Below are 20,534 nucleotides of genomic sequence, written 5' to 3' on the forward strand. Positions count from 1 at the left end.
CCCTAACAAGCCTTTCAATTGCAATCGCCGCAGTGCTGGCTGCCTCGTCGCTATCGGGCGCGGCATACGCGGCCGACCCTGCAAAGACTGCAGAGCCGGCGGCCTCGCAGGAAGCGCCCAAGTGCCCGGCCCCGAATACGCCGGCCAGCACCTCGGCGAATCGCCGCGAGGTCAAGGCGCCGGCACCACTGCCCGAAGACGTCGAGTTCGAAGCGGACGGCGCCGAAGGCACCCGCGACGGCAATCTGAAACTCACCGGCAAAGTCGAAATCCGTCAGGGCGAGCGCCGCATCGAGACCCGCGACGCCACCTACAACACGCAGGACGAGAGCTTCGACGTCACCGAGGGCGTGAAGTACACCGATGGCGCAGTCACCGTGCAAGGCCAGGGCGCGCACGTCGATCGTGCCGGCGGCGCGGTCTTCGACCATGCCGAGTTCGAGCTGGCGGATCGTAATGCGCGCGGCTCGGCCGATCGTATCCGGGCGACTACCGAGGGCACGCTGTCGCTCGACAAAGTCAGGTACACGACCTGCCCGCTCGGCAACGAGGACTGGATGCTCACCGCGTCCGACATCGACATCAGTCAGCGCGCCGGTATCGGCATCGGCCGCGGCGTGCGTCTGGACTTCAAGGGCGTGCCGCTGCTGTACACGCCGTTCATTTCCTTTCCGGTCGGCAACGAGCGCAAGTCCGGGTTCCTGTTTCCGACCATCGGCACCTCCTCGCGCAGCGGTTATTCGCTGTCCGTGCCGTGGTACTGGAACATCGCCACCAACTACGACGCGACCTTCACGCCGACCTACTTCAGCAAGCGTGGCCTGAAGCTCGACAGCGAGTTTCGTTACCTGAACCAGGCCGGTGAAGGCCAGCTCGAAGTGCAGTATCTGCCGGACGACAACCAGTTCGGCGCCGAGCGCAGCCTGATCCGCTTCGTCGATCAATCCGATTTCACCAGCCGCCTGCGCCTCAACGTCGACGCCGCCAACGTCAGCGACGATGAATGGTTCGAGGACTTCGGCATGGGCCCCGAAGGCACCAGCGTCACGTACCTGAACCGCTCGGCCAGCCTCACGTATCTGGACGATCGCTGGCTGGCGATCCTGCACGCGCAGAACTTCCAGACCATCGACTTCGCCACCGACAACCGGATGCCGATCGCGCCGGTGGATCGCCCGTACACCATGCTGCCGCAGATGGCAGTGCGCGCGAACTTTCCCGATCAGCCGTTCGGACTCACCTACGGCATGGATTTCGAGCTGGTCAACTTCCAGCACAACGTCGAGAGCCTGAACACCGGCTGGCGTACCGACTTCGCGCCGGAAGTCCGCATGCCGCTGCGAGGCGCCGGCGTCTATCTCGAGCCCTCGGCGAGCTGGCGCTACACGCGTTATCAACTCGACCAGTCGGTGCCGATCACGGACAGTCTCGGCAACACGATCAGAACCGACGATGCATTCACGCGCTCGGCGCCGGTGCTGAGCGTCGACGGCGGCATGGTGTTCGAACGCCTGTTCGGCTCGCGCAAACAGCGACTCAGCACCATCGAGCCGCGCTTCATGTATTTGTATGTTCCTTATCGCAACCAGGACAACCTGCCGGTGTTCGACACCGAGCTGGCCGATCTGAATCTGGTGCAGCTGTTCCGTACCAATCGTTATATCGGCGCGGACCGCCTCGGCGACGCCAACGAAATCGCGATCGGCGTCACCTCGCGCTGGCTCGACGCCGACACCGGCGAGCAGTACATCGCCGCGACCATCGGCCAGGCGTATTACTTCGACCAGCCGAAAGTGACCTTGCCCGGCGAAACCCAGAACGACACGGAGACCTCCGACATCGTTGCCGAGCTCGATCTGCGGGCCTACGGCAATTGGAACATCCGCGGCGGCATCCAATGGGATCCGAGCGAGACGCGCTCGGAGCGCGGCCAGCTGGCGCTCCAGTACAAGCCCAGCTACGACCGGGTCATGAATCTGGGCTATCGGTTCCGTCGCGACCGGCTCGAGCAGGTCGACGGCTCGGTGGCCTGGCCGATCAGCAAGCAATGGAGCGTGTACGCCCGCATGGTGTATTCGCTCGAAGGCCATGCCATCGACCCCGCCGCCCAGCCCACCAACGGCTCGCAAACCGTCGACGAAAAAGGCGTGATCGACCAGTTCGCCGGCCTGGAGTATCGCTCCTGTTGCTGGCGTTTCCGCGTGGTCGGGCGCCGCTATGTCAGCGACCGCACCGGCGACCTGGACACCAGCGTGCTGTTCCAGCTCGAACTTAACGGCCTGTCGAATGTCGGAGTGGGGGCCGATACTTTTCTGGAACGGTCGATTCGGGGATACTCCGTCGATTCCCCTAAAGATGAATGACGCCCCGCCCCGGCGGGACGCCCCAGTGGCCTAACCCTGGTTGAGCATGAAACTCCGTCCTACCCGCAAAGTTACTAGCGCGATCCGTGGCTGCCTGCTTGGCCTGAGCCTGTTGGGGCTGGCCGGCGGCGCCCTCGCCCAGACCCGTGAGCTGTCCAGCAACGGCGTCCTGCTCGACCGCATCGCCGCCGTGGTCAACGAGGGCGTGGTGCTGAACTCGCAGCTCGATGAGCAGACCGAGGAGATCACTGCCCGGCTGCGTCAGCAAAACACCGAACTGCCGCCGCGCAACGTCCTGCGCCAGCAGATCCTCGAGCGTCTGGTGATCGAGGAGATCCAGATGCAGCGGGCCAACAAGCTCGGCATTCAGGTTTCCGACGAAATGCTGAACGGCGCGCTCGACGATGTCGCCAAACGCAACAACATCGGCTTCGCCGACCTGCCCCAGGCGCTGTCCCAGCAGGGCATCGACTACCGCACGTTCCGCGACGAGATCCGCCGCCAGATGACTCTGCAGCTGCTGCGTCAGCGCGACGTGATCGGTCGTATCAATATTTCGCCGCGCGAGCTCGAGCAGTTCATGACCCGCCAGCAGGCCGCGCCGGACAAGAATGCCGAATACAACGTTTCGCACATTCTGATTTCGGTGCCGGTGAGCGCGTCGCCGGAGCAGATCGAAGCCCGTGAAAAGCGCGCCAAAGAGGTTTACGACAAAGCGGCTGGCGGCGACGATTTCGCACAGCTCGCGGTCACCTACTCCGACAGCAGCACCAACATCGAAGGCGGCGCGCTCGGCTGGCGCCGTGGCACGCAGCTGCCGTCCATCCTCGCCGAGAACATTGCCAAGATGAAGCCGGGCCAGACGGCCCAGCCGATTCGTACGCCTGCCGGCTTCCATATCTTCCGTCTGAATGAAGTGCGCGGCGGCGTGCAGCAGTCGGTGGTGGCGCAGGTGCATGCACGTCACATCCTGCTCCGGACCACCGAGCTGGAAGACGATCAGACCGTCGAGCAGAAGCTCAACAACATTCGCACCCGGGTGATCGACGGCAAGGAAGACTTCGCCGCCATCGCCGCGGTGACGTCGCAGGACCCAGGCTCGGCCGCCGACGGTGGCGATCTGGGCTGGGCCGGTCCCGGCAGCTTCGTGCCCGAGTTCGAAAAACAGATCGACGCGCTGAGCGAGAACGAGATCTCCAAGCCGTTCAAGACTCAATACGGCTGGCACATCGTGCAGCTGCTCGGTCGCCGTCAGCACGATTCGACCGACGATCTGAAGCGGCAGCGCGCGTTCGCCGAACTGCGTGAGTCCAAGGCCGAAGAAGAAACCGAACTGTGGCTGCGTCGCCTGCGCGACGAAGCGTTCGTGGAATACAGGATGTGATGGCACATGCCGGCGCGCGCCTACCGAGGCTCATCGTAACTTCGGGTGAGCCAGCGGGCATCGGGCCGGATCTGTGTCTCGCCATCGCCGCGCGCGATTGGCCTTGCGATGTCGTCGTTGCCGCCGACATCGAGCTGTTGAAACAACGCGCTCAGCAGCTGCGACTCAGCATCCGACTCCTCCCCTATGTCAGCAGCACCGTGGTGCCGGCTCATCAGCCCGGCACTTTGCGTGTGTTGCATGTACCGACCGCTGCGCCGGTCGAGTCCGGCAAGCTGAACGTCGCGAACGCGCGTTATGTACTGAACCTGCTCGACGCCGCCGCTCAAGGCTGTCTCACTGGCGAGTTCGACGCGATGGTCACCGCGCCCGTGCAGAAGAGCGTCATCAACGACGCGGGCGTGCCGTTCTCGGGACACACGGAATATCTCGCTGAACGAACCGGCGGCTCACATCCAGTGATGATGTTGGCCACTGATACTCTGCGCGTCGCGCTGGTTACGACACATCTGCCGCTGCTCGACGTGAGCGCGGCGATCACCGAAGACACGCTGACTCGTGTCATTCGTATTCTCGATCACGATCTGCGCACCCGCTTCGACATCGCCGAGCCGCGCCTGCTGGTACTGGGATTGAATCCGCACGCAGGCGAGTCGGGCCACTTGGGTCGCGAAGAAATCGAAGTGATCGAGCCCACACTGAAACGGTTACGTGCGGAAGGATTGCATCTCATCGGGCCGGCGCCCGCGGACACCGCTTTCACTCCTCACATGCTCCAGCAGGCCGACGCCGTACTCGCGATGTTTCATGACCAGGGCCTGCCGGTCATCAAATACGCCGGCTTCGGCGACTGCGTGAATATCACCCTCGGCCTGCCCATCGTGCGCACCTCCGTCGATCATGGCACCGCGCTGGCCCTGGCCGGCACGGGCCAGGCCGACGACAGCAGCCTGGCCGCAGCGATGCAGATAGCGCTTCGAATGACCCATGCACCAAGCTCGCAAACGATTCGGCCAGCACTTCCTGCATGACCCGGGCGTGATCGGGCGCATCGTCGCCGCGATCGCGCCTCAGCCGCAGGATCGCATGGTCGAGATCGGGCCCGGCCTGGGTGCGCTCACCGTGCCGTTGCTGGCCCGCCTGAACGAATTGCACGCCGTCGAAATCGACCGCGACGCGATCCGGCATTTGCAGGAAATCACCGGCAACGACCCGCGCCTGCATATCCATTCGGCCGACGTGCTGGAGTTCTCGTTCGCTCATATATATGAAGGCGAGCGACTGAGACTGGTCGGCAACCTGCCCTACAACATTTCCACGCCGCTGCTATTTCATCTGATCGCACAGCGCGAACGCATTCTGGACATGCACTTCATGCTGCAAAAAGAGGTGGTGGACCGAATGGCCGCGGCGCCGGGCTCGGAGCACTACGGCCGGCTGACGGTGATGCTGGCTCCATGGGTGCGCGTCGAGCCCCTGTTCGATATCGGCCCCGGCGCGTTCAAGCCGCCGCCGAGAGTGGTGTCCACCGTGGTGCGACTGACACCCCATGAACAGCCCCTGGCCATCGGCGACCCCCGACATTACTCGACCGTGGTCGGCGCGGCTTTCTCCCAGCGGCGCAAGACCCTGCGCAATTCGCTCAAATCTTTCCTGGACGCCGAAGACATCGTCGCGGCGGGCATCGATCCGGGCTTGCGCGCCGAGGTGCTGTCGCCGGCCCAATTTGTCGCGCTGAGCAGCCGACTGGCCGCCAAGCTCCTATAATCGACCCGGCCTTCGTTGGCTATGGAGGGGACTGCAATGCGCGACTACAAGAACATCCTGCTCGTGGTCGACCTGTCCGACGACAGTCAGATCATCGGTGAACGGGCCAAGGCCATCGCCGCCTGTTATCAATCCGAGATCACGCTGCTACACGTGGTCGAATATGTCCCGGTCGAGCCCATGGGCGAAGCACTGTTGCCGACGGTGCAGATCGAAGGCGAGCTGGTGGAGCGCGCCAAGCTGCGGCTCGCCGAGCTCGCCACCCGGCTGTCACTGTCGAATAGCCGACAGTTGGTCGAGACCGGCGGCATCAAGAGCGAAATCATTCGGGCCGCGCAGCGTCTTCACAGCGATCTCATCGTGCTCGGCAGCCGCGAGCGGCACGGTCTCGCGATTCTGCTGAACTTCACCGAAGACACCATCCTGCACGCGGCGCCTTGCGACGTGCTGGCGGTCCGGCTGCACTAAAGCGGACATAAGATTCGGACAGCACCGGTCGGCCCGATTTTTCCGGCAAGATCCTAGCTCGGGACTGCTAGAATCGTTCCGGCTTAGAGCCAGTCATCCGGATATGACAGACACCACGCCCCCCAAAAGTCGCGCTTCCTCCAGCCATCCGGTGCGCGATGCCGATCCCACATCCGCCGCGCTTCATAAGATTCGCGTCGACGTGAGCGCCAACTATGTCGGCGAACAGTCCAAGCCGGACGAGGGGCACTATGCCTTTTCCTACACCATCACCATCCGCAACGAAGGCCAGGTGCCAGCGCGCCTGCTGACGCGTCATTGGGTGATCACCGACGCCAACGGCAAGGTGAAGGAAGTGCGCGGCGAGGGTGTGGTGGGCGAACAGCCTTATCTGCTGCCGGGCCAGGGTTTCCGTTATTCCAGCGGTGCCGTGCTGGAAACGCCGGTGGGCGCCATGCAGGGCAGTTATCAGATGCTCGCGGACGACGGTGCCCACTTCGATGCGCCGATCGCGCCGTTCACCTTGGCCATGCCAGGGCTGCTGCACTGAGCGACGCAGCCCATGGCCGTCTATGCCATCGGCGACGTTCAGGGATGTGACGAAGAATTCTCGCAGCTCCTGACCCGACTCAATTTCTCCCCGTCGCGCGACACGCTGTGGCTGGTCGGCGATCTGGTGAATCGCGGACCGCGCTCGCTGGCAGTGTTACGTCGAGTGAAAGCGCTCGGTAACTCCGCAATCAGCGTGCTCGGCAATCACGATCTGCATCTGCTCGCGCTGGCGCTGTCGCCGACCGAGCCGCTCAAATCCAAAGACACGCTCAAAGAAATACTCGCCGCGCCCGATCGCGATGAGCTGCTCCACTGGCTGCGCCATCGCCCGATGCTTCATCACGATGCCAGGCTCGGTTACACGATGGTTCACGCCGGGCTGCCGCCGCAATGGGATCTGAAGCTCGCACAGTCGTGCGCGCGCGAGCTCGAAGAAACATTGCGCGACGAGCACAGCTGTCGCGAGCTGTTCGCGAACATGTATGGCGACAAGCCGGATCGCTGGTCGGAGGATTTGCAGGGCATCGAGCGCCTGCGCTTCATCACCAACTGCCTCACACGGCTGCGCTTCTGCCGCGCCGACGGGCGTCTGGATCTGAAATTCAAAGGCGAAGTGAAAGACGCGCCGAAGCATCTGATGCCGTGGTTCCAGGTGCCCGACCGACGCTCGCGCGAGGCTCGCATCGTCTGCGGTCACTGGTCGGCTCTCGGTTATCACGATGCCGACGGGGTGCTCGCGATCGACACCGGCTGCGTGTGGGGCGAGAAGCTCTGCGCGGTGCGGCTCGATCAATCCCCGCCCGCGCCGGTATTCGTGGCGTGTTACTCGTCGGGCCTCAGGGCCGGCAACGACTAAGTCCCCTGTTTGGGTTCCGCTGCGTCGGGCTTGGGAATTTCGATCAGCGCCTCGACTTCCAAGCGCGGCTGCCCCATCGTGAGTTGATTCGGCGAGCACTGCACGTCGTCGCGCACGATGCGCACGGCCAGCTTCGGCAGCACCTTTTTCTGCAGCTCGTCGATCAGCTCGCAATCGCCGGGTTGCAGATCCAGACGGCCGCGGGTCAGCGACACCGGCCGCCACTGGGCCGGAAATTCCTCGAGGCTGTCGAGCGGATGATCGCTCTTCTTGCCTCGGACCCGCTGCGCCAGCTCGCGCACACTCTTGTTCTTGTCCCGCTCGGCCAGCGCCGCTGGCGTCGCCTCGACGGGACTGATGACTTGCATGACCACCCGAGGCATGCGCGCCACCGAGGACGGACATTCCGCCGAGCGCACCTTGACTCTCGCGTGCACCCCGAGCTCGCGCATGATGCGCTCGATCTTCGCTTCCAGGCTGGTACAGGAATAGAACGTGGTGAAACTCTGGAAATAGAAGCTGATTTCCTGCTGCTTCCAGATGGATTGCACCGGGTCCGCGCCCTTCATCTGCGTATCGGGCGTGGCGGCCTGCCCCTCGGCGACTCCGGTCGCGGGCAAGCTGAATAGCAGCGCCAGCCACAATAGTGGCGCTGAAGTTACGCATTGACGCGTCATGAGCGGTGTCCTCCGCATTGGCCGACAAGCATGGTCTGTGCCCGCGCCGGACGCAAGGTATACTGGCCACCCGCGGAGAACCCCAGCATGAGCCCGCTCAAAGCCTTCAATTTTCGCGACTGGATCGACAAGCATCGCGAATACCTCAAGCCGCCGGTCAACAACCGGCTGGTGTTTCGCGACTCCGAGTTCATCATCATGGTGGTCGGCGGCCCGAATTCGCGCACCGATTATCACGAGGATCCGGGCGAGGAGTTCTTCTATCAGCTGGAAGGCGACATGACCCTGCGCACCATGCAGGAGGGCGCTCGGGTCGACATTCCGATCCGCGAAGGCGAAATCCTGCTGCTGCCGCCGCGCGTTCCGCACTCCCCGCAACGTCATGCGAACACGGTCGGCCTGGTGATCGAACGCAAACGGCGGCCCGAGGAACAGGACGGCTTTCTCTGGTTCTGCGAGCACTGCTCCTATCCGCTGCATGCCGAGTACCTGCACGTCAGCGACATCGAGAAGCAGTTGCCGCCGGTGTTCGAGCGTTTCTACAACTCGCTGGAAATGCGGACCTGTCAGGCCTGCGGCGCGGTCGCGCACAAGCGCTGATCAGCATCGTTCGATGCGTGACCCGTCCCCTGCTGCCAGTGCGCTCGCTGTCGAAATCGGCGGTCGACGTTGGCACGTCGCCCTCGATGGTCAATACCGGGGCCACGACATCTCCATTCCGTTGCGATTCAACGAAGCTCAGCCGACTTTCTTCGGCGCGGCGGCCGCGAGCGCTCAACCGATAACGGCCGGTTCGTTCGTCGGCGATGTGCGCCATGGCGGCAGCTGCAATTGCTCCGTTCATACGCTGGCACCTCATTGCAACGGCACGCACACCGAGTGCGTCGGTCATATCACCGCGGAACGCTTGAGTGTGCGCGATCTGGCAGTCCGGCATTTCAGCGCGGCATTGCTGATCTCCGTCACACCTGAGTCATCTGCTGAGATTTCCGGTGATCGAGTGATCTCCCTGGCCGCGCTGAGCAAAGCCGTCGGCACCGCGACGCTGAGCGACTATCAAGCGCTCGTGGTGCGAACGCTGCCGAATGAATCTTCCAAGCTCACCTGCAATTACGACGCTGGCCCGATGCCGCCATATTTCACGATCGAAGCCATGCACCACATCGTCGAGCAAGGCATCGATACGTTGGTCGTCGATCTGCCCTCGATAGATCGCGCCCAGGATGGCGGCAAGCTGGCCAATCACCGGGTCTTCTGGGGCATGCCCGCGGGCAGCACGTCCGCTGCGACTGTCACTCGCAAGCACGCCACCATCACGGAAATGGCATTCATCGACGATGCCGTCGCCGACGGACCGTATCTGCTGAACCTGCAGGTCGCCCCGTTTGTCATCGACGCCGCGCCTGCGCGACCCATTTTGTTGCCTCTGTCACCCGCATGAACGTTCCCGTCGAGCGCACCTTCGCCGAACAGCAGGATGCCGCCGATCCCTTGGCCTCATTGCGCGCCGAGTTTTTCATTCCTCAGCGCGAGCGTGGCGGCGACAGCGTTTATCTGTGCGGCCATTCGCTCGGCCTGCAGCCACGCGGCGTGGCCCGTGTGCTCAATGAAGAACTGAAGCATTGGGCGGAGCTTGCGGTCGAGGGGCATTTCGCCTCGTCGCGTCCGTGGCTGCCGTATCACGAGCAGCTGACGAATTCGCTGGCGAAGTTGACAGGGGCGCAGCCGCTGGAAGTCGTCGCGATGAATTCGCTGACGGTGAACCTGCATCTGATGCTCGCCAGCTTCTATCGCCCACGCCCTGGACGCGCTGCCATTCTGGTCGAGCAAACGGCATTCCCGTCGGATCAGTACGCCGTCGCCTCGCAGATCAAATATCACGGCTTCGACCCGAACACCGCGCTGATCGAAATTGGTCCGCGAGCGGGTGAAGACGTGCTTCGTACCGACGATATTTGCTCGCTGATCGAACGCGAAGGTCAGCGCATCGCCACAGTGATGTTGCCCGGGGTGCAGTACTTGACAGGTCAGCGCTTCGACATCGCAGCGATCACTCGTTGCGCTCGACGACAGGGCTGCACTGTCGGCTTCGACCTCGCCCACGCCATCGGCAACGTGCCATTGCGCCTGCATGATTGGGACGTCGATTTCGCGGTGTGGTGCAGTTACAAATATTTGAACGCCGGGCCCGGTGCGATCGGTGGGTGTTTCGTCCACGAACGTCATGCCCGCGCGCTGGACTTGCCCCGCTTCGCGGGCTGGTGGGGTCACGACAAGCAAAGCCGATTCCAAATGCCGGCCACTTTCCAACCCATTGCAGGCGCGGAAGGCTGGCAGCTGTCGAATCCTCCGATTCTCGCCGCCGCGCCGCTGCTCGCTTCGTTGCCGCTGTTCGATGCGGCGGGCATGGACGGGCTGCGAGCGAAGTCGCTGCGCCTGACGGCTTATCTGCAATCGATCCTTGAAGCACGCTTGTCCCAGTCGCTCACCGTGACGACGCCGAGCGATCCCGAGGCTCGCGGCTGTCAGCTTTCGATTCGTTTGCGCCGCTCTTCGACTGAGGCGCGCGCCGCATTCGATGCACTCGCGGAGCAAGGCATCTTCTGCGACTGGCGCGAGCCCGACATCATCCGCGTCGCGCCGGTGCCGCTCTACAATTCGTTTCTCGATGTGTGGCAATTCGTCGCCGCGCTGGAGCAAGCGCTGCAATGAACGACGGTGGACGTAACGAACCGATAACCGTCGTCGGCGCAGGGCTGGCCGGCACGCTGCTCGCCATCATCCTGGCCCGTCGCGGCCACCGCGTGCGCTTATATGAACGCCAGGACGACATGCGACGCGTCCTGCTCGACGCGGGCCGCTCCATCAATCTCGCCCTGGCGGCGCGCGGCATTCGAGCGCTGGAGCTCGCCGGCGTCATGCGGCAAGTGGAGCCCGAGCTGGTGCCCCTGCCCGGCCGCATGCTCCACGATCTGAGCGGCGGACTGACCTTCGTGCCTTACGGCCAGCGCCCCGAAGAAGTCATTTATTCCGTGTCCCGGCCTGGATTGAACCGCATTCTGCTCGATGCCGCCGAACAGGCCGGCGTCGAGTTGCTGTTCCGTCATGCCGCGGTCGGTGCGGACTTCACCCGCAAGCAAGTCGAGTTCCAGGATCCGTCGGGTCGGGCGCACGACATCGCGATGGAGCACGTGTTTGCGACCGATGGCGCCGGCTCGATCTTGCGCCGGACGATGGTGGAGCAGCTCGGCATCGCCTGCACCGAGGACTTGCTGAAGCACGGCTACAAAGAGCTGACGCTGCCGCCCTTCCCGGACGGCCGCCCGCGAATCGACAAGCATGCCCTGCACATCTGGCCGCGCGGCGGCTTCATGCTCATCGCGCTTCCAAACATCGACGGCAGCTTCACAGTCACGCTGTTCCTGCCGCTCACTGGCCCGGAGAGCTTCGAGACGCTGACGTCACCGGTCAGCATCGAAACCTTCTTCGCTACGCACTTCCCCGACGTGCGACAGCTGATGCCGAATCTGGCCGCGGAGTTCCTCCAGCATCCCACCGGCATCATGGGCACGGTGCGCTGTCAGCAATGGTCTTTCGAAGATCGTTTGTTGCTGATCGGCGATGCCGCTCACGCCATCACGCCGTTCCATGGTCAGGGCATGAATTGTTGTTTCGAAGACTGCAGCGAGCTCGACGCGCTCCTCACCGGCAGTGACAACTGGGCGCGCAGCTTCCGCGAATTCGAGACAGCGCGCCTGCCCAACACCAATGCCATCGCCGACATGGCCATCGAGAACTATCTGGAGATGCGCGATACGGTGCGCGATCCGAAGTTCCATCTGCACAAAGCCCTGTCGCTCGAGCTGGAGCGCCGGCATCCGACGCGCTTCGTGCCGCGCTATTCGATGGTCATGTTTCGAGACGACATTCCTTACTCAGTAGCGTTCGAACGCGGCCGCATTCAAAGCGAAATCCTGTTCGCTCTGACTCAGACGGCCGACACGCTCGCGGCCGTGGACTACGATGCCGCCGCGCGACTGATTGAAGCGAGATTGCAGCCGCTCGGCTGACTATCATCTGTGCCGGCGTCCACGCGCTGGACTGTGCATTTACGTCCAGCCGCGCTGCGCTTACAACAGCGCATCCGCTACGAGGTTTGAGCCATGCGCAGCCTGAATTTCCGCATCGTCAACGTGTTCACATTCAACGGTGGCACGCTCACCGGCAATCCGCTGTGCGTCTTCGAAGATGCCACCGGGCTGGACACCGGGACCATGCAGGCACTGGCACGCCAGTTCAATTTATCTGAAACGACATTCATTCAACCGTCGAGCTCGGCCAATGCGCACGTGCGTATCTTCACGCCGAGTTACGAAATGCCATTCGCCGGTCATCCCACGCTCGGCACCGCGTTTGTTTGTCGGGAGCTGGGCCTAGGCGGCGATCGACTGCGTCTGGAAATGACAGCCGGCATCATTCCGGTCGAAGCAAAGGCCAACCGCTGGACATTGCAGGCCAACGCGCCGACCTGGCGCGCGTGCGAAGCGTCGCGTGAGAAGCTGGCGGCGATGCTCGGGCTCGAGGTCGGCGACATCGGCGAGCAACCGCTCTGGGTGAAGGCAGGCAAGGAACAGCTGATCATTCCTTTGACCAGCGAGGCCGCAGTGCGCCGCGCCACGCCTCGGCCCGATTTGTTTGGCGCGGTTCGCAGCGAAGATGGCCACAGCATGGCCTATATCTTTGCGCCACCCGTCGGCGGCCGCACCTTGTCCCGTTTCTTTTTCCCGGACGGCCCAGCCATCCTGGAAGACCCCGCCACCGGCTCGGCCACCGCGAACTTCGGTGGCTGGTGGGTTGCCACCGGTCAGGCCCTGCCCTGCCAATTGCAAATATCACAAGGCGAGTACGTCGCACGGCCCTCCACACTATTTCTGCACGTGGACCAGGAACGGCGCATTTTTGTCAGCGGCGAAGTCGTGGAGATCGCCCGCGGCACGCTGAATTTTTGACCTCGACGCGGCGATTCTGCCGCCATCTACGATTACTTCCTGATTGGCAAGTGCTTGCACTGTGCCTAAGGTCATGACCGACTGAATCTCGGTAGCGCCTGGGGAATGTAGATGCCAGAGGTCGGATCAGTAATAACGCGTACTAAAAACGACTGGTTGGCCAAGGTCGCACGCTCATGCTGAGCACCTCGTTGTTACTTCCCGATAGCGCATTGGGCGCCGGCGTGAAGTGCGACGCATGGCCGGCCTGGCAACGCTTCAAGCTGCTGTACCTGAGTCACGACGGCCGGATCATCGACGCCAGCAGCGAGGCGCAGATCACCACGTCGGAAGGCCAGTCGTCCGCACTGTTCTTCGCTCTCGTCGGTAACGACCGCGAAGCATTCGACCGCATCCTGCGCTGGACCCATAACAACCTTTCCGGCAGCCAGCTCGAAAGATTACTGCCGGCACGGCGCTGGGGCCGCGACCACGACGGTGCCTGGCGCGTGCTCGACAGTCACTCCGCGACCGATGCCAATCTTTGGATCGCGTACACACTCGGCGAAGCGTCGCGGCTGTGGAACGAGCAACGCTACGCGAGCCTGGGCGCCGACATCGCAGAAAACATTCTGAGACAGGAAGGCGGGCGACTGAACCCCCGCGACCTGCCACTGGTCGTAATCCGCGGACTGCAGCGGCAGACCAAGGATCCGCTGTGGACCGAAATCGAGAGGTTTGCCGAGCAAGTCATCCTTGGCTCGACTCTCGACGGATTCGAGTACGACACGATCCGCATCTATCTCTGGGCCGGCATGTTGCCGGCCTCGGATCCGACGCGCGACAAACTCCTCGACGCATTGAAGCCAGCGCTCGAAGACGTCGCCAAGCGCGCCGCGCCGCTCGAAACGGTGGGCCCACCCGGCGGCTCAGCGGCGCTGTTACCCATGCTGGCCAACGCCAGAATGACCGCCACTCTACAACTGCATCGGCAGAGAGCCGCCGACGGCTCGTTACAAGACAATCAGAGCCATTACAGCGATGCCTTGGCGCTGTTCGGATTGGGCTGGCTGGAGCAGCGCTATCGTTTCAATCGCTCCGGCGTGTTGACCGTGCGCTGGACTCCCGCCTCCGATCGAACGCATTAGCCCTGGCGCGAATACGATGGACCGGAAGTAGCGAATAACCCATTGCGGGCGCGGGCAGCGCGCTATTCCGGTGCGGCGAGGATTGCCGCCGCATGCTGGATTTTCAAAGCCCCGCCCACATACGGGAACCATCCACGCTCGCGGGACATCTATCCCTCGATGTTGTAATGATGAGTGACCACACTGCCGTCGCTCACCCATTGACGCCCGGGTAACTCACGATGACGTCGCGCTCTTCTGGTGCAGCTGTCGCCTCGCATTACGACGACATGCCGTTGTCACTGGTGCTGTTTCGCTACCTGTGGCCCTTCTGGTTGTTCAAGGACGCCAGCCGTGGCGATCGCATGACGCGCGCGGCCGCATATCGCCACAACCGCAGTATGCGAATCTATCTGCCCGGCTATCTGATGAAATGGATGTTCAGTTGTGTCACCGCGTTCGCCATCACCTCGGGTTTCGGCTCGCTGTCGACGGCGCAGGCCGCGGGCACCACGGATTCGCTGGACGTGTTCGCCATCATTGCCGCCGGCTGGGGCATCATTTTCGCGTGCAGCATGTGCGTGCTGTTCGTCACCAGCTACATCTACCTCTACTTGAGCCGCAACGACGCCTGAGCCCCTGCCGCAGCTGATCGTCTCCCGAAAATAAGCTAGTCTTGCCCGAAATCGGGCAGGATTGTTGGGAAATGACGCACGAGTCGGCAGACTTCGCCTCCGCACCGGATTCGAAGGGGGCACAGGACGACATGGGCGAGTTGGTCGACTATCTGGCCCGCTCCAGCCGCCTGACGCCCCAGGAAGCGGCCCGGCTGGTCAATGAAGTCCTGGCCTTCATGAGCGAAGTGCCCGAGGACTTCATCCGCCGCCGCCATCTGGCCCTGCAATCCCAGGGCCTTTCGAACCGTGCCATCTATCTGCAGATCAGCGACGAGCTGGCCGCGCGACGCTTTCGCGCGCCGGAGTTCAGCGAGCGACAGATCCGCAGAATCATTTACGGTTGATTTGCTTCGGACGGGTCTACTCATGTGCGGCATCGTCGGTTACATCGGCAAGCGCGAGGCGGCGCCGATTCTCGTTGAAGGCCTGCGACGGCTCGAATATCGCGGCTACGACTCGGCCGGCATCGCCTGCGCACGCAACGAGAAACTCGCCGTCTTCAAGAGCAAAGGCAAGGTGCGCGATCTCGAACGAGCGCTGCCGGAGCGACTGAAAGGAACGACCGGCATTGCCCATACCCGCTGGGCCACGCACGGCGAGCCTAGCGATCGGAACGCGCATCCGCATACCGATACCAGCGAGCGCTTCGCCATCGTTCACAACGGCATCGTCGAGAACGCCGCACAGCTGCGCTCAAAGCTTCAAGCCAGCGGCGTGAGCTTTCGATCGGACACTGATTCCGAAGTGCTGGCGCACCTCATCGCCGCCATGCCCGCCGACAGCCTGGAAGGGCGTGTGCGGGGCGCGCTGCGACTCATTACCGGCACGTATGGACTGGCCGTCATCGACGCCGAGCGGCCCGACACGATCGTGGTCGCACGCAATGGCAGCCCGGTCGTGCTCGGTATCGGCGAGCGCGAAATGTTCGTTGCCTCCGATCCCTCCGCGCTCGTGCGACACACGCAAAGCGTCGTGCATCTGGACGATGGCGAAGTGGCGGTGGTTCGCGCCGACGGCTTCGAAACATCGACGCTCGATGGCGGCGCCACCGCCAAGAAACCCTCGACGATTCCCTTCACCGACGAATCCTTCGACAAGGCAGGCTACTCGCACTACATGCGCAAGGAGATCGCCGAGCAGCCCGAGTCGATCCGGCGCACGCTGAGCGGCCGGCTCGATACGCGCTTCCAGACAACTCACATCGGTGGCTTGGAAATGGCGGCTCGGGAGCTGCTGGAAATCCGCCGGGTGAAGATTCTCGGCTGCGGCTCGGCGTATATCGCCGGCTGCTTCGGCGCGCATCTGATCGAACAATTGGCTCGCGTGCCGGCGCATGCGGAGCCGGCGTCCGAGTTTCGTTATCGCAATCCTGTGATCGAGCAGGACACGCTGTACATCGCGGTGTCTCAATCCGGCGAGACCTTCGACACGCTGGCGGCCGTGCAGGAAGTGAAACGCAAAGGCGGCCGGGTGCTCGGCATCGTCAACGTCGTCGGCAGCACGATTGCCCGCGAATGCGGCCGCGGCATCTATTTGCACGCCGGGCCGGAGATCGCGGTCGTATCGACCAAGACCTTCACCTCCACCGCCGTCGCCTTCGCACTGCTCGCCATTCACCTCGGCCGCATTCGCGACCTGTCCACCGCACACGGCGCCCGTCTTCTCAAAGCATTGGAAGCGCTGCCATCGCAGGTGGAAGAAATCCTTGCGATGGAACCGCACATCGCAAAGTTGGCGAAGCAATTGGCGGCCCACGAAAGCGCCTATTTCGTCGGCCGCGCCGCCGGCCATCCGGTCGCGATGGAAGGCGCATTGAAGCTGAAGGAGATCAGCTATATCCACGCCGAAGCCTATCCGGCCTCCGAGCTGAAACACGGCCCGCTGGCTCTCATCAGCCCACAGACACCCACCGTCGTCATCATGCCCCGGGACGATCTGTTCCCGAAGAACATCTCCACCCTGGAAGAAATCCGCGCCCGCAGCGGCCAGATCTACGCCATCACCCACCGCGGCGATCCCCTACCCGTCGCAGTCAACGGCACCATCGAAGTCCCCAAGTCCGAGCCCGAGCTCGACCCGCTGCTATTGAACATTCCTCTGCAATTGCTCGCCTATCACGTGGCACTCACCAAGGACCGGAATATCGACCAGCCACGGAATCTGGCGAAATCGGTGACGGTGGAATGAACCAACCAATGTTATTGGCGACTGCGCGCAGCGCACTACTTAGGCCACGCTCACAGCGACTTCATGAGGCCGAAGAGGAATCGGGACTGAGCGTCTAACAATTTCGGCGCGACGCGCCGATCTATTCATCCGGGGAGTATCCCGCCACGGAGATCGATGATGCTCAAGAACCTGACCATTCGCACGCGCCTGCAATTCGCCTTTGGCGTCGTTTGCGTGCTCATGGTGATCGCTGCCGTCGCCGGCGGGATCGGGACGCGCAATATTGTCGCGACCGCCGATCGGACCATGCACGGCGAGTTGCGGCTCGCGCAGCTGGCGACCGAGCTCAGGGTCGATGTCTTGCAGCTGCGCCGCTTCGAAAAGGACGTCTTCATCAATATCGAAGCGGCGACCAAGGTGCAGGACTATCGCGACAAGTGGGCGCAGGCCCTGCGGGATGCGCAGCAGGCGCGCAGCGAAGCCCTTGGACTGGCGAGCGACCAAACGCGTGCGCCATTGATCCAGCTCGAGAAAGAGCTGGAAGGGTACGCGACCGGCTTCCAGAGCACGCTGGCGGAGATTCAGTCGGGATCGCTGCAATCCACGGCGCAAGCCAATGCAGCCATGAGCAAGTACAAGCAGTCCGTCCATCAGGTCGATGAACTCGTCCTCCAGATCGTGACCGCCGCCAATGAGGAAGCCGGCAAGGTCGATGCCGTCATGACAGATCAAAGCGACGCGGTCATGACCACCTTGATCGGACTGACCGTCGTTTCTTTGTTGTTCGCGGCGGGACTGTCGATCGTCATCACCCGGGGCATCGTCGGCCCGGTCCGCTCGGCGGTGCAGCTTGCCCGCAGTGTCGCCGACGGCAAGCTCGGCCACGACTTCCAGATCAACGGCCGCGACGAAGTAGCGCAGCTGTTGCACGAGCTGGGCCGCATGGACAGCAAGCTCTGCGAGATCATCGGCGAGGTGCATGTCGGCGCGGGCAAAGTGCGCTCGACCGCCGCCGAGCTCGCGGAGAATAACGACCAGCTCTCGCAGCGAACGCAAGGCCAGGCCAGCTCGCTGGAGGAAACGGCAGCGGCCATCGAGGAAATGACCGCCGCGGTCAAAGCGAACGCGAGCAGCGCCACCAATGCGAGCGGCCTGGCGCGTAGCGCCAGCGATGTGGCGACCGCCGGCGGGAAAGTGGTGACATCGGCGGTCGATGCGATGTCGGCCATCAACGACTCCAGCCGTCGCATCGCCGATATCATCACCGTCATCGACGAGATCGCCTTCCAGACCAACCTGCTCGCATTGAACGCCGCGGTCGAAGCCGCGAGGGCGGGTGAGATGGGTCGCGGATTCGCGGTCGTTGCCAGCGAAGTTCGCAGCCTCGCTCAGCGCAGCGCCGATGCCGCGAAAGAGATCAAACAACTCATTGGCGACAGCGTGGAGAAGGTCCGCACCGGCTCGCAGCTGGTATCGATGTCGGGCGAGCAGTTACAGCAGATCGTCGCAAGCGTTCGCCGTGTCGCCGGCGTCGTCGATGAAATCGCGAACGCCAATTCCGAGCAGGCGTCGGGCGTGTCGGCGCTGAACGACTCGGTCGCGCAGCTCGATCACATCACTCAGCAAAACGCCGCGGGCACGGAAGAGATCGCCGCCGCCAGCAAGATGCTGCATGAGCAGTCGGAGCGGCTGGCAGCCACGGTCTCTTACTTCTCGATACCGCAGCAGCCCCTGAGTGTCGGCCAGCAGCGCCCGCAGACTAGGACATCGCCTGCAGCCAGCCTCAACGAGGAGCACGAGAGCGAAGCGCGCTACGGCACCTGAGCCGATGCGTCGTCTCAGTGACAGACCTTGTTTCTTCCGGTCCGCTTCGCCTTGTAGAGCATCTCATCGGCGCTCTTGTATAGATCCGCGAGCGACATGCTTTCTTGCAACGAACCGGCGCCGACCGAAATGGTGACGCGGATACTCTTGTCTTCAGCGACGAACGCGTGCGCTTCAACGAGCGAGCGCAACTCCTCGCCGATCTTCGCCGCGTTGTGCAGCGAGGTCTCCGGCAGAATCACGCAGAACTCTTCGCCGCCGTAACGACCCAGCCGGTCGCTGGGACGCAACCGTCGCTGCAGAATGCCGGCGAGACCGCGCAGCACCGAGTCGCCCGTGAGGTGGCCGTGGGTATCGTTGATGCTCTTGAAATGATCGATGTCGAGCATCAGCACCGACAGCTCGCGGCCGTGCCGGCGCGCGCGGGGAATCTCTTCTTCCAGCAGCGAGTCGAGCCGCTTGCGATTGGCGAGATCGGTGAGGCCGTCGGTGACGGCCATGCGATGGATGATCTCGTGATACTGCAGCTCGATATCCGAGCCGGACAGGTATTTGAAAATCGTGTCGCCGATCTTCAGGCGATCGCCCCGCTGCAGCTGACGTTCGCGGACGGTATGGGCGTCGTCGTTGATGAAGGTGCCGTTGGTGGACACCAGATCGACGACGAACAGGTTGCCGCCCCGCTGCTCCAGGCGGGCGTGCCGGCGGGAGACGCAGTCGCTCGGCAGGACGATGTCATTGTCCCGGCCGCGACCGACCGTGGTCTCGGACTTGTCGAGGACATAACGTCGCCCCAGGTCGGCCTGCACGGGCGCATGGATGACGACCAGGCACGCCTCACCGGGCCGCCTGACGCGCAGCTCATCGAGCCCCGTGACCCGGGTTTGTACGTCGTAATCGTGGTCCACGGCGCGCAAGATACTGTGCGCAGTGAGGAAACGTCCAGCTGGCCCGCCGGGCGAGCCGACCGGCGGTGAGCTAAAAATTGAATCCAGGCTTGTGGGGCAACAGACCGCGCACCTCGGCGTCTTTCAGCTCGCGCCATTGCCCTGTTTTGAGCCCGTCCAATGTCAAATTGATGATCCGGACACGTTGTAGCCGCAACACTTTGTAGCCGAAGAACGAGCACATGCGCCGGATCTGGCGGTTCAGGCCCTGGGTCAGGACGATCCGGAAGGTCGCCGGCGCGACCCGTGTGACTCTGCAGGGCCGGGTGACGGTGCCGAGAATCCGCACCCCGCTCGCCATGCCATTGAGAAAGATCTCAGTAACGGGCCGGTCCACCGTCACGACATATTCCTTTTCGTGGGCGTTCTCGACGCGCAGGATCTCGTTGACGATGTCACCGTTATTGGTCAGCAGGATCAGCCCTTCGGACTCCTTGTCCAGGCGGCCGATGGGAAAAATCCGTTCCCGATAGTTGACGAAGTCGGTGATGTTGCCGGGAATCTCGCGGTCGGTGGTGCAGATGACGCCGACCGGTTTATTCAGCGCCAGATAGACATGCTTCTGCTCGCCGCCGACCGGCTTGCCGTCGACACAAACGACATCGCCCTCCTTGACCTGGGTACCCAGCGTCGCGACCGCGCCGTTGATGGTGACCCGCCCCGCCTCGATCCTGGCGTCAGCCTCACGCCGCGAGCACAACCCGGTCTCGCTGATGAACTTGTTCAGCCGCATGT

General features: G+C 63.1%; 20 protein-coding genes. 17 read left to right on the forward strand and 3 right to left on the reverse strand.

The window, feature by feature from the left end:
* Window positions 1–32 precede the first annotated feature (32 nt).
* From EKO19_RS03345 to EKO19_RS03375, 7 genes are all read left to right on the forward strand, one after another.
* A complete protein-coding gene (locus EKO19_RS03345) occupies window positions 33–2,363 on the forward strand; it encodes an LPS-assembly protein LptD (RefSeq protein ID WP_175596944.1) in 2,331 nt (776 codons plus the stop codon).
* A gap of 46 nt (window positions 2,364–2,409) precedes the next feature.
* Window positions 2,410–3,747 (forward strand): peptidylprolyl isomerase, encoded by a 1,338-nt coding sequence (locus tag EKO19_RS03350; RefSeq protein WP_129774977.1) that lies wholly within the window; start codon window positions 2,410–2,412, stop codon window positions 3,745–3,747.
* Window positions 3,747–4,778: a 4-hydroxythreonine-4-phosphate dehydrogenase PdxA gene (gene pdxA / locus EKO19_RS03355; protein ID WP_129774978.1), complete on the forward strand. Its 1,032-nt coding sequence runs from the start codon at window positions 3,747–3,749 to the stop codon at window positions 4,776–4,778. The genes EKO19_RS03350 and pdxA overlap by 1 nt, the downstream gene beginning before the upstream one ends.
* Window positions 4,735–5,514: a 16S rRNA (adenine(1518)-N(6)/adenine(1519)-N(6))-dimethyltransferase RsmA gene (gene rsmA, locus EKO19_RS03360; RefSeq protein WP_129774979.1), complete on the forward strand. Its 780-nt coding sequence runs from the start codon at window positions 4,735–4,737 to the stop codon at window positions 5,512–5,514. Before pdxA ends, rsmA begins: the two co-directional genes overlap by 44 nt.
* 36 nt (window positions 5,515–5,550) lie before the next feature.
* A complete protein-coding gene (locus EKO19_RS03365; RefSeq protein ID WP_157995105.1) occupies window positions 5,551–5,982 on the forward strand; it encodes a universal stress protein in 432 nt (143 codons plus the stop codon).
* Between the two features lie 103 nt (window positions 5,983–6,085).
* On the forward strand, window positions 6,086–6,532 hold the full coding sequence (gene apaG, locus EKO19_RS03370; protein ID WP_129774981.1) for a Co2+/Mg2+ efflux protein ApaG: 447 nt from the start codon (window positions 6,086–6,088) through the stop codon (window positions 6,530–6,532).
* Window positions 6,533–6,544: 12 nt separating this feature from the next.
* Window positions 6,545–7,390 carry a symmetrical bis(5'-nucleosyl)-tetraphosphatase gene (locus EKO19_RS03375; protein ID WP_129774982.1) on the forward strand — a complete coding sequence of 282 codons (846 nt, stop codon included), beginning with the start codon at window positions 6,545–6,547 and terminating at the stop codon, window positions 7,388–7,390.
* Here EKO19_RS03375 and EKO19_RS03380 read toward each other — a convergent pair.
* A complete protein-coding gene (locus tag EKO19_RS03380; protein WP_129774983.1) occupies window positions 7,387–8,067 on the reverse strand; it encodes a hypothetical protein in 681 nt (226 codons plus the stop codon). The genes EKO19_RS03375 and EKO19_RS03380 overlap by 4 nt on opposite strands.
* Window positions 8,068–8,154: 87 nt before the next feature.
* Between EKO19_RS03380 and EKO19_RS03385 the strand changes: the two genes are divergently transcribed.
* The 10 genes from EKO19_RS03385 (at window position 8,155) to EKO19_RS03430 (ending at window position 18,852) form a co-directional block, all read left to right on the forward strand.
* The gene (locus EKO19_RS03385; protein ID WP_129774984.1) at window positions 8,155–8,667 is read left to right on the forward strand and encodes a 3-hydroxyanthranilate 3,4-dioxygenase; all 513 of its coding nucleotides are present in this window, start codon (window positions 8,155–8,157) and stop codon (window positions 8,665–8,667) included.
* A gap of 13 nt (window positions 8,668–8,680) precedes the next feature.
* On the forward strand, window positions 8,681–9,508 hold the full coding sequence (locus EKO19_RS03390) for a cyclase family protein (RefSeq protein WP_157995106.1): 828 nt from the start codon (window positions 8,681–8,683) through the stop codon (window positions 9,506–9,508).
* Window positions 9,505–10,779, forward strand: a complete 1,275-nt coding sequence (kynU, locus tag EKO19_RS03395) for a kynureninase (protein WP_129774986.1) — start codon at window positions 9,505–9,507, stop codon at window positions 10,777–10,779. The genes EKO19_RS03390 and kynU overlap by 4 nt, the downstream gene beginning before the upstream one ends.
* Window positions 10,776–12,137, forward strand: a complete 1,362-nt coding sequence (locus tag EKO19_RS03400; RefSeq protein WP_129774987.1) for an FAD-dependent oxidoreductase — start codon at window positions 10,776–10,778, stop codon at window positions 12,135–12,137. The genes kynU and EKO19_RS03400 overlap by 4 nt, the downstream gene beginning before the upstream one ends.
* Before the next feature lie 93 nt (window positions 12,138–12,230).
* The gene (locus tag EKO19_RS03405) at window positions 12,231–13,076 is read left to right on the forward strand and encodes a PhzF family phenazine biosynthesis protein (RefSeq protein WP_129774988.1); all 846 of its coding nucleotides are present in this window, start codon (window positions 12,231–12,233) and stop codon (window positions 13,074–13,076) included.
* Between the two features lie 176 nt (window positions 13,077–13,252).
* Window positions 13,253–14,203 (forward strand): glycosyl hydrolase family 8, encoded by a 951-nt coding sequence (locus EKO19_RS03410; protein WP_129774989.1) that lies wholly within the window; start codon window positions 13,253–13,255, stop codon window positions 14,201–14,203.
* A 221-nt stretch (window positions 14,204–14,424) separates the two neighbouring features.
* Window positions 14,425–14,817 (forward strand): hypothetical protein, encoded by a 393-nt coding sequence (locus EKO19_RS03415; RefSeq protein ID WP_129774990.1) that lies wholly within the window; start codon window positions 14,425–14,427, stop codon window positions 14,815–14,817.
* A gap of 71 nt (window positions 14,818–14,888) precedes the next feature.
* On the forward strand, window positions 14,889–15,203 hold the full coding sequence (locus EKO19_RS03420; protein ID WP_217705106.1) for a hypothetical protein: 315 nt from the start codon (window positions 14,889–14,891) through the stop codon (window positions 15,201–15,203).
* A 22-nt stretch (window positions 15,204–15,225) separates the two neighbouring features.
* The gene (glmS, locus tag EKO19_RS03425) at window positions 15,226–17,046 is read left to right on the forward strand and encodes a glutamine--fructose-6-phosphate transaminase (isomerizing) (RefSeq protein ID WP_129774991.1); all 1,821 of its coding nucleotides are present in this window, start codon (window positions 15,226–15,228) and stop codon (window positions 17,044–17,046) included.
* A gap of 156 nt (window positions 17,047–17,202) precedes the next feature.
* Window positions 17,203–18,852, forward strand: coding sequence for a methyl-accepting chemotaxis protein (locus EKO19_RS03430; RefSeq protein ID WP_129774992.1), 1,650 nt, complete (start codon window positions 17,203–17,205; stop codon window positions 18,850–18,852).
* Window positions 18,853–18,866: 14 nt separating this feature from the next.
* Here the strand turns inward: EKO19_RS03430 and EKO19_RS03435 are convergent, their stop codons facing one another.
* Window positions 18,867–19,760 (reverse strand): GGDEF domain-containing protein, encoded by an 894-nt coding sequence (locus EKO19_RS03435; protein ID WP_246038848.1) that lies wholly within the window; start codon window positions 19,758–19,760, stop codon window positions 18,867–18,869.
* A gap of 70 nt (window positions 19,761–19,830) precedes the next feature.
* Entirely contained in the window at window positions 19,831–20,532 is a 702-nt protein-coding gene (rluF, locus tag EKO19_RS03440; RefSeq protein ID WP_129774994.1) for a 23S rRNA pseudouridine(2604) synthase RluF, read from the reverse strand.
* Window positions 20,533–20,534: the final 2 nt, after the last annotated feature.

This window comes from Peristeroidobacter soli, assembly GCF_004138485.1.
GTDB lineage: Bacteria > Pseudomonadota > Gammaproteobacteria > Steroidobacterales > Steroidobacteraceae > Steroidobacter > Steroidobacter soli.

Bases quoted from the DNA above. Each gene is read 5' to 3' on its own strand.
- EKO19_RS03350 (WP_129774977.1), top strand. From the start codon at position 2,410: ATGAAACTCCGTCCTACCCGCAAAGTTACTAGCGCGATCCGTGGCTGC.
- pdxA (WP_129774978.1), top strand. From the start codon at position 3,747: ATGGCACATGCCGGCGCGCGCCTACCGAGGCTCATCGTAACTTCGGGT.
- rsmA (WP_129774979.1), top strand. From the start codon at position 4,735: ATGCACCAAGCTCGCAAACGATTCGGCCAGCACTTCCTGCATGACCCG.
- EKO19_RS03365 (WP_157995105.1), top strand. From the start codon at position 5,551: ATGCGCGACTACAAGAACATCCTGCTCGTGGTCGACCTGTCCGACGAC.
- apaG (WP_129774981.1), top strand. From the start codon at position 6,086: ATGACAGACACCACGCCCCCCAAAAGTCGCGCTTCCTCCAGCCATCCG.
- EKO19_RS03375 (WP_129774982.1), top strand. From the start codon at position 6,545: ATGGCCGTCTATGCCATCGGCGACGTTCAGGGATGTGACGAAGAATTC.
- EKO19_RS03380 (WP_129774983.1), bottom strand. From the start codon at position 8,067: ATGACGCGTCAATGCGTAACTTCAGCGCCACTATTGTGGCTGGCGCTG.
- EKO19_RS03385 (WP_129774984.1), top strand. From the start codon at position 8,155: ATGAGCCCGCTCAAAGCCTTCAATTTTCGCGACTGGATCGACAAGCAT.
- EKO19_RS03390 (WP_157995106.1), top strand. From the start codon at position 8,681: ATGCGTGACCCGTCCCCTGCTGCCAGTGCGCTCGCTGTCGAAATCGGC.
- kynU (WP_129774986.1), top strand. From the start codon at position 9,505: ATGAACGTTCCCGTCGAGCGCACCTTCGCCGAACAGCAGGATGCCGCC.
- EKO19_RS03400 (WP_129774987.1), top strand. From the start codon at position 10,776: ATGAACGACGGTGGACGTAACGAACCGATAACCGTCGTCGGCGCAGGG.
- EKO19_RS03405 (WP_129774988.1), top strand. From the start codon at position 12,231: ATGCGCAGCCTGAATTTCCGCATCGTCAACGTGTTCACATTCAACGGT.
- EKO19_RS03410 (WP_129774989.1), top strand. From the start codon at position 13,253: ATGCTGAGCACCTCGTTGTTACTTCCCGATAGCGCATTGGGCGCCGGC.
- EKO19_RS03415 (WP_129774990.1), top strand. From the start codon at position 14,425: ATGACGTCGCGCTCTTCTGGTGCAGCTGTCGCCTCGCATTACGACGAC.
- EKO19_RS03420 (WP_217705106.1), top strand. From the start codon at position 14,889: ATGACGCACGAGTCGGCAGACTTCGCCTCCGCACCGGATTCGAAGGGG.
- glmS (WP_129774991.1), top strand. From the start codon at position 15,226: ATGTGCGGCATCGTCGGTTACATCGGCAAGCGCGAGGCGGCGCCGATT.
- EKO19_RS03430 (WP_129774992.1), top strand. From the start codon at position 17,203: ATGATGCTCAAGAACCTGACCATTCGCACGCGCCTGCAATTCGCCTTT.
- rluF (WP_129774994.1), bottom strand. From the start codon at position 20,532: ATGCGGCTGAACAAGTTCATCAGCGAGACCGGGTTGTGCTCGCGGCGT.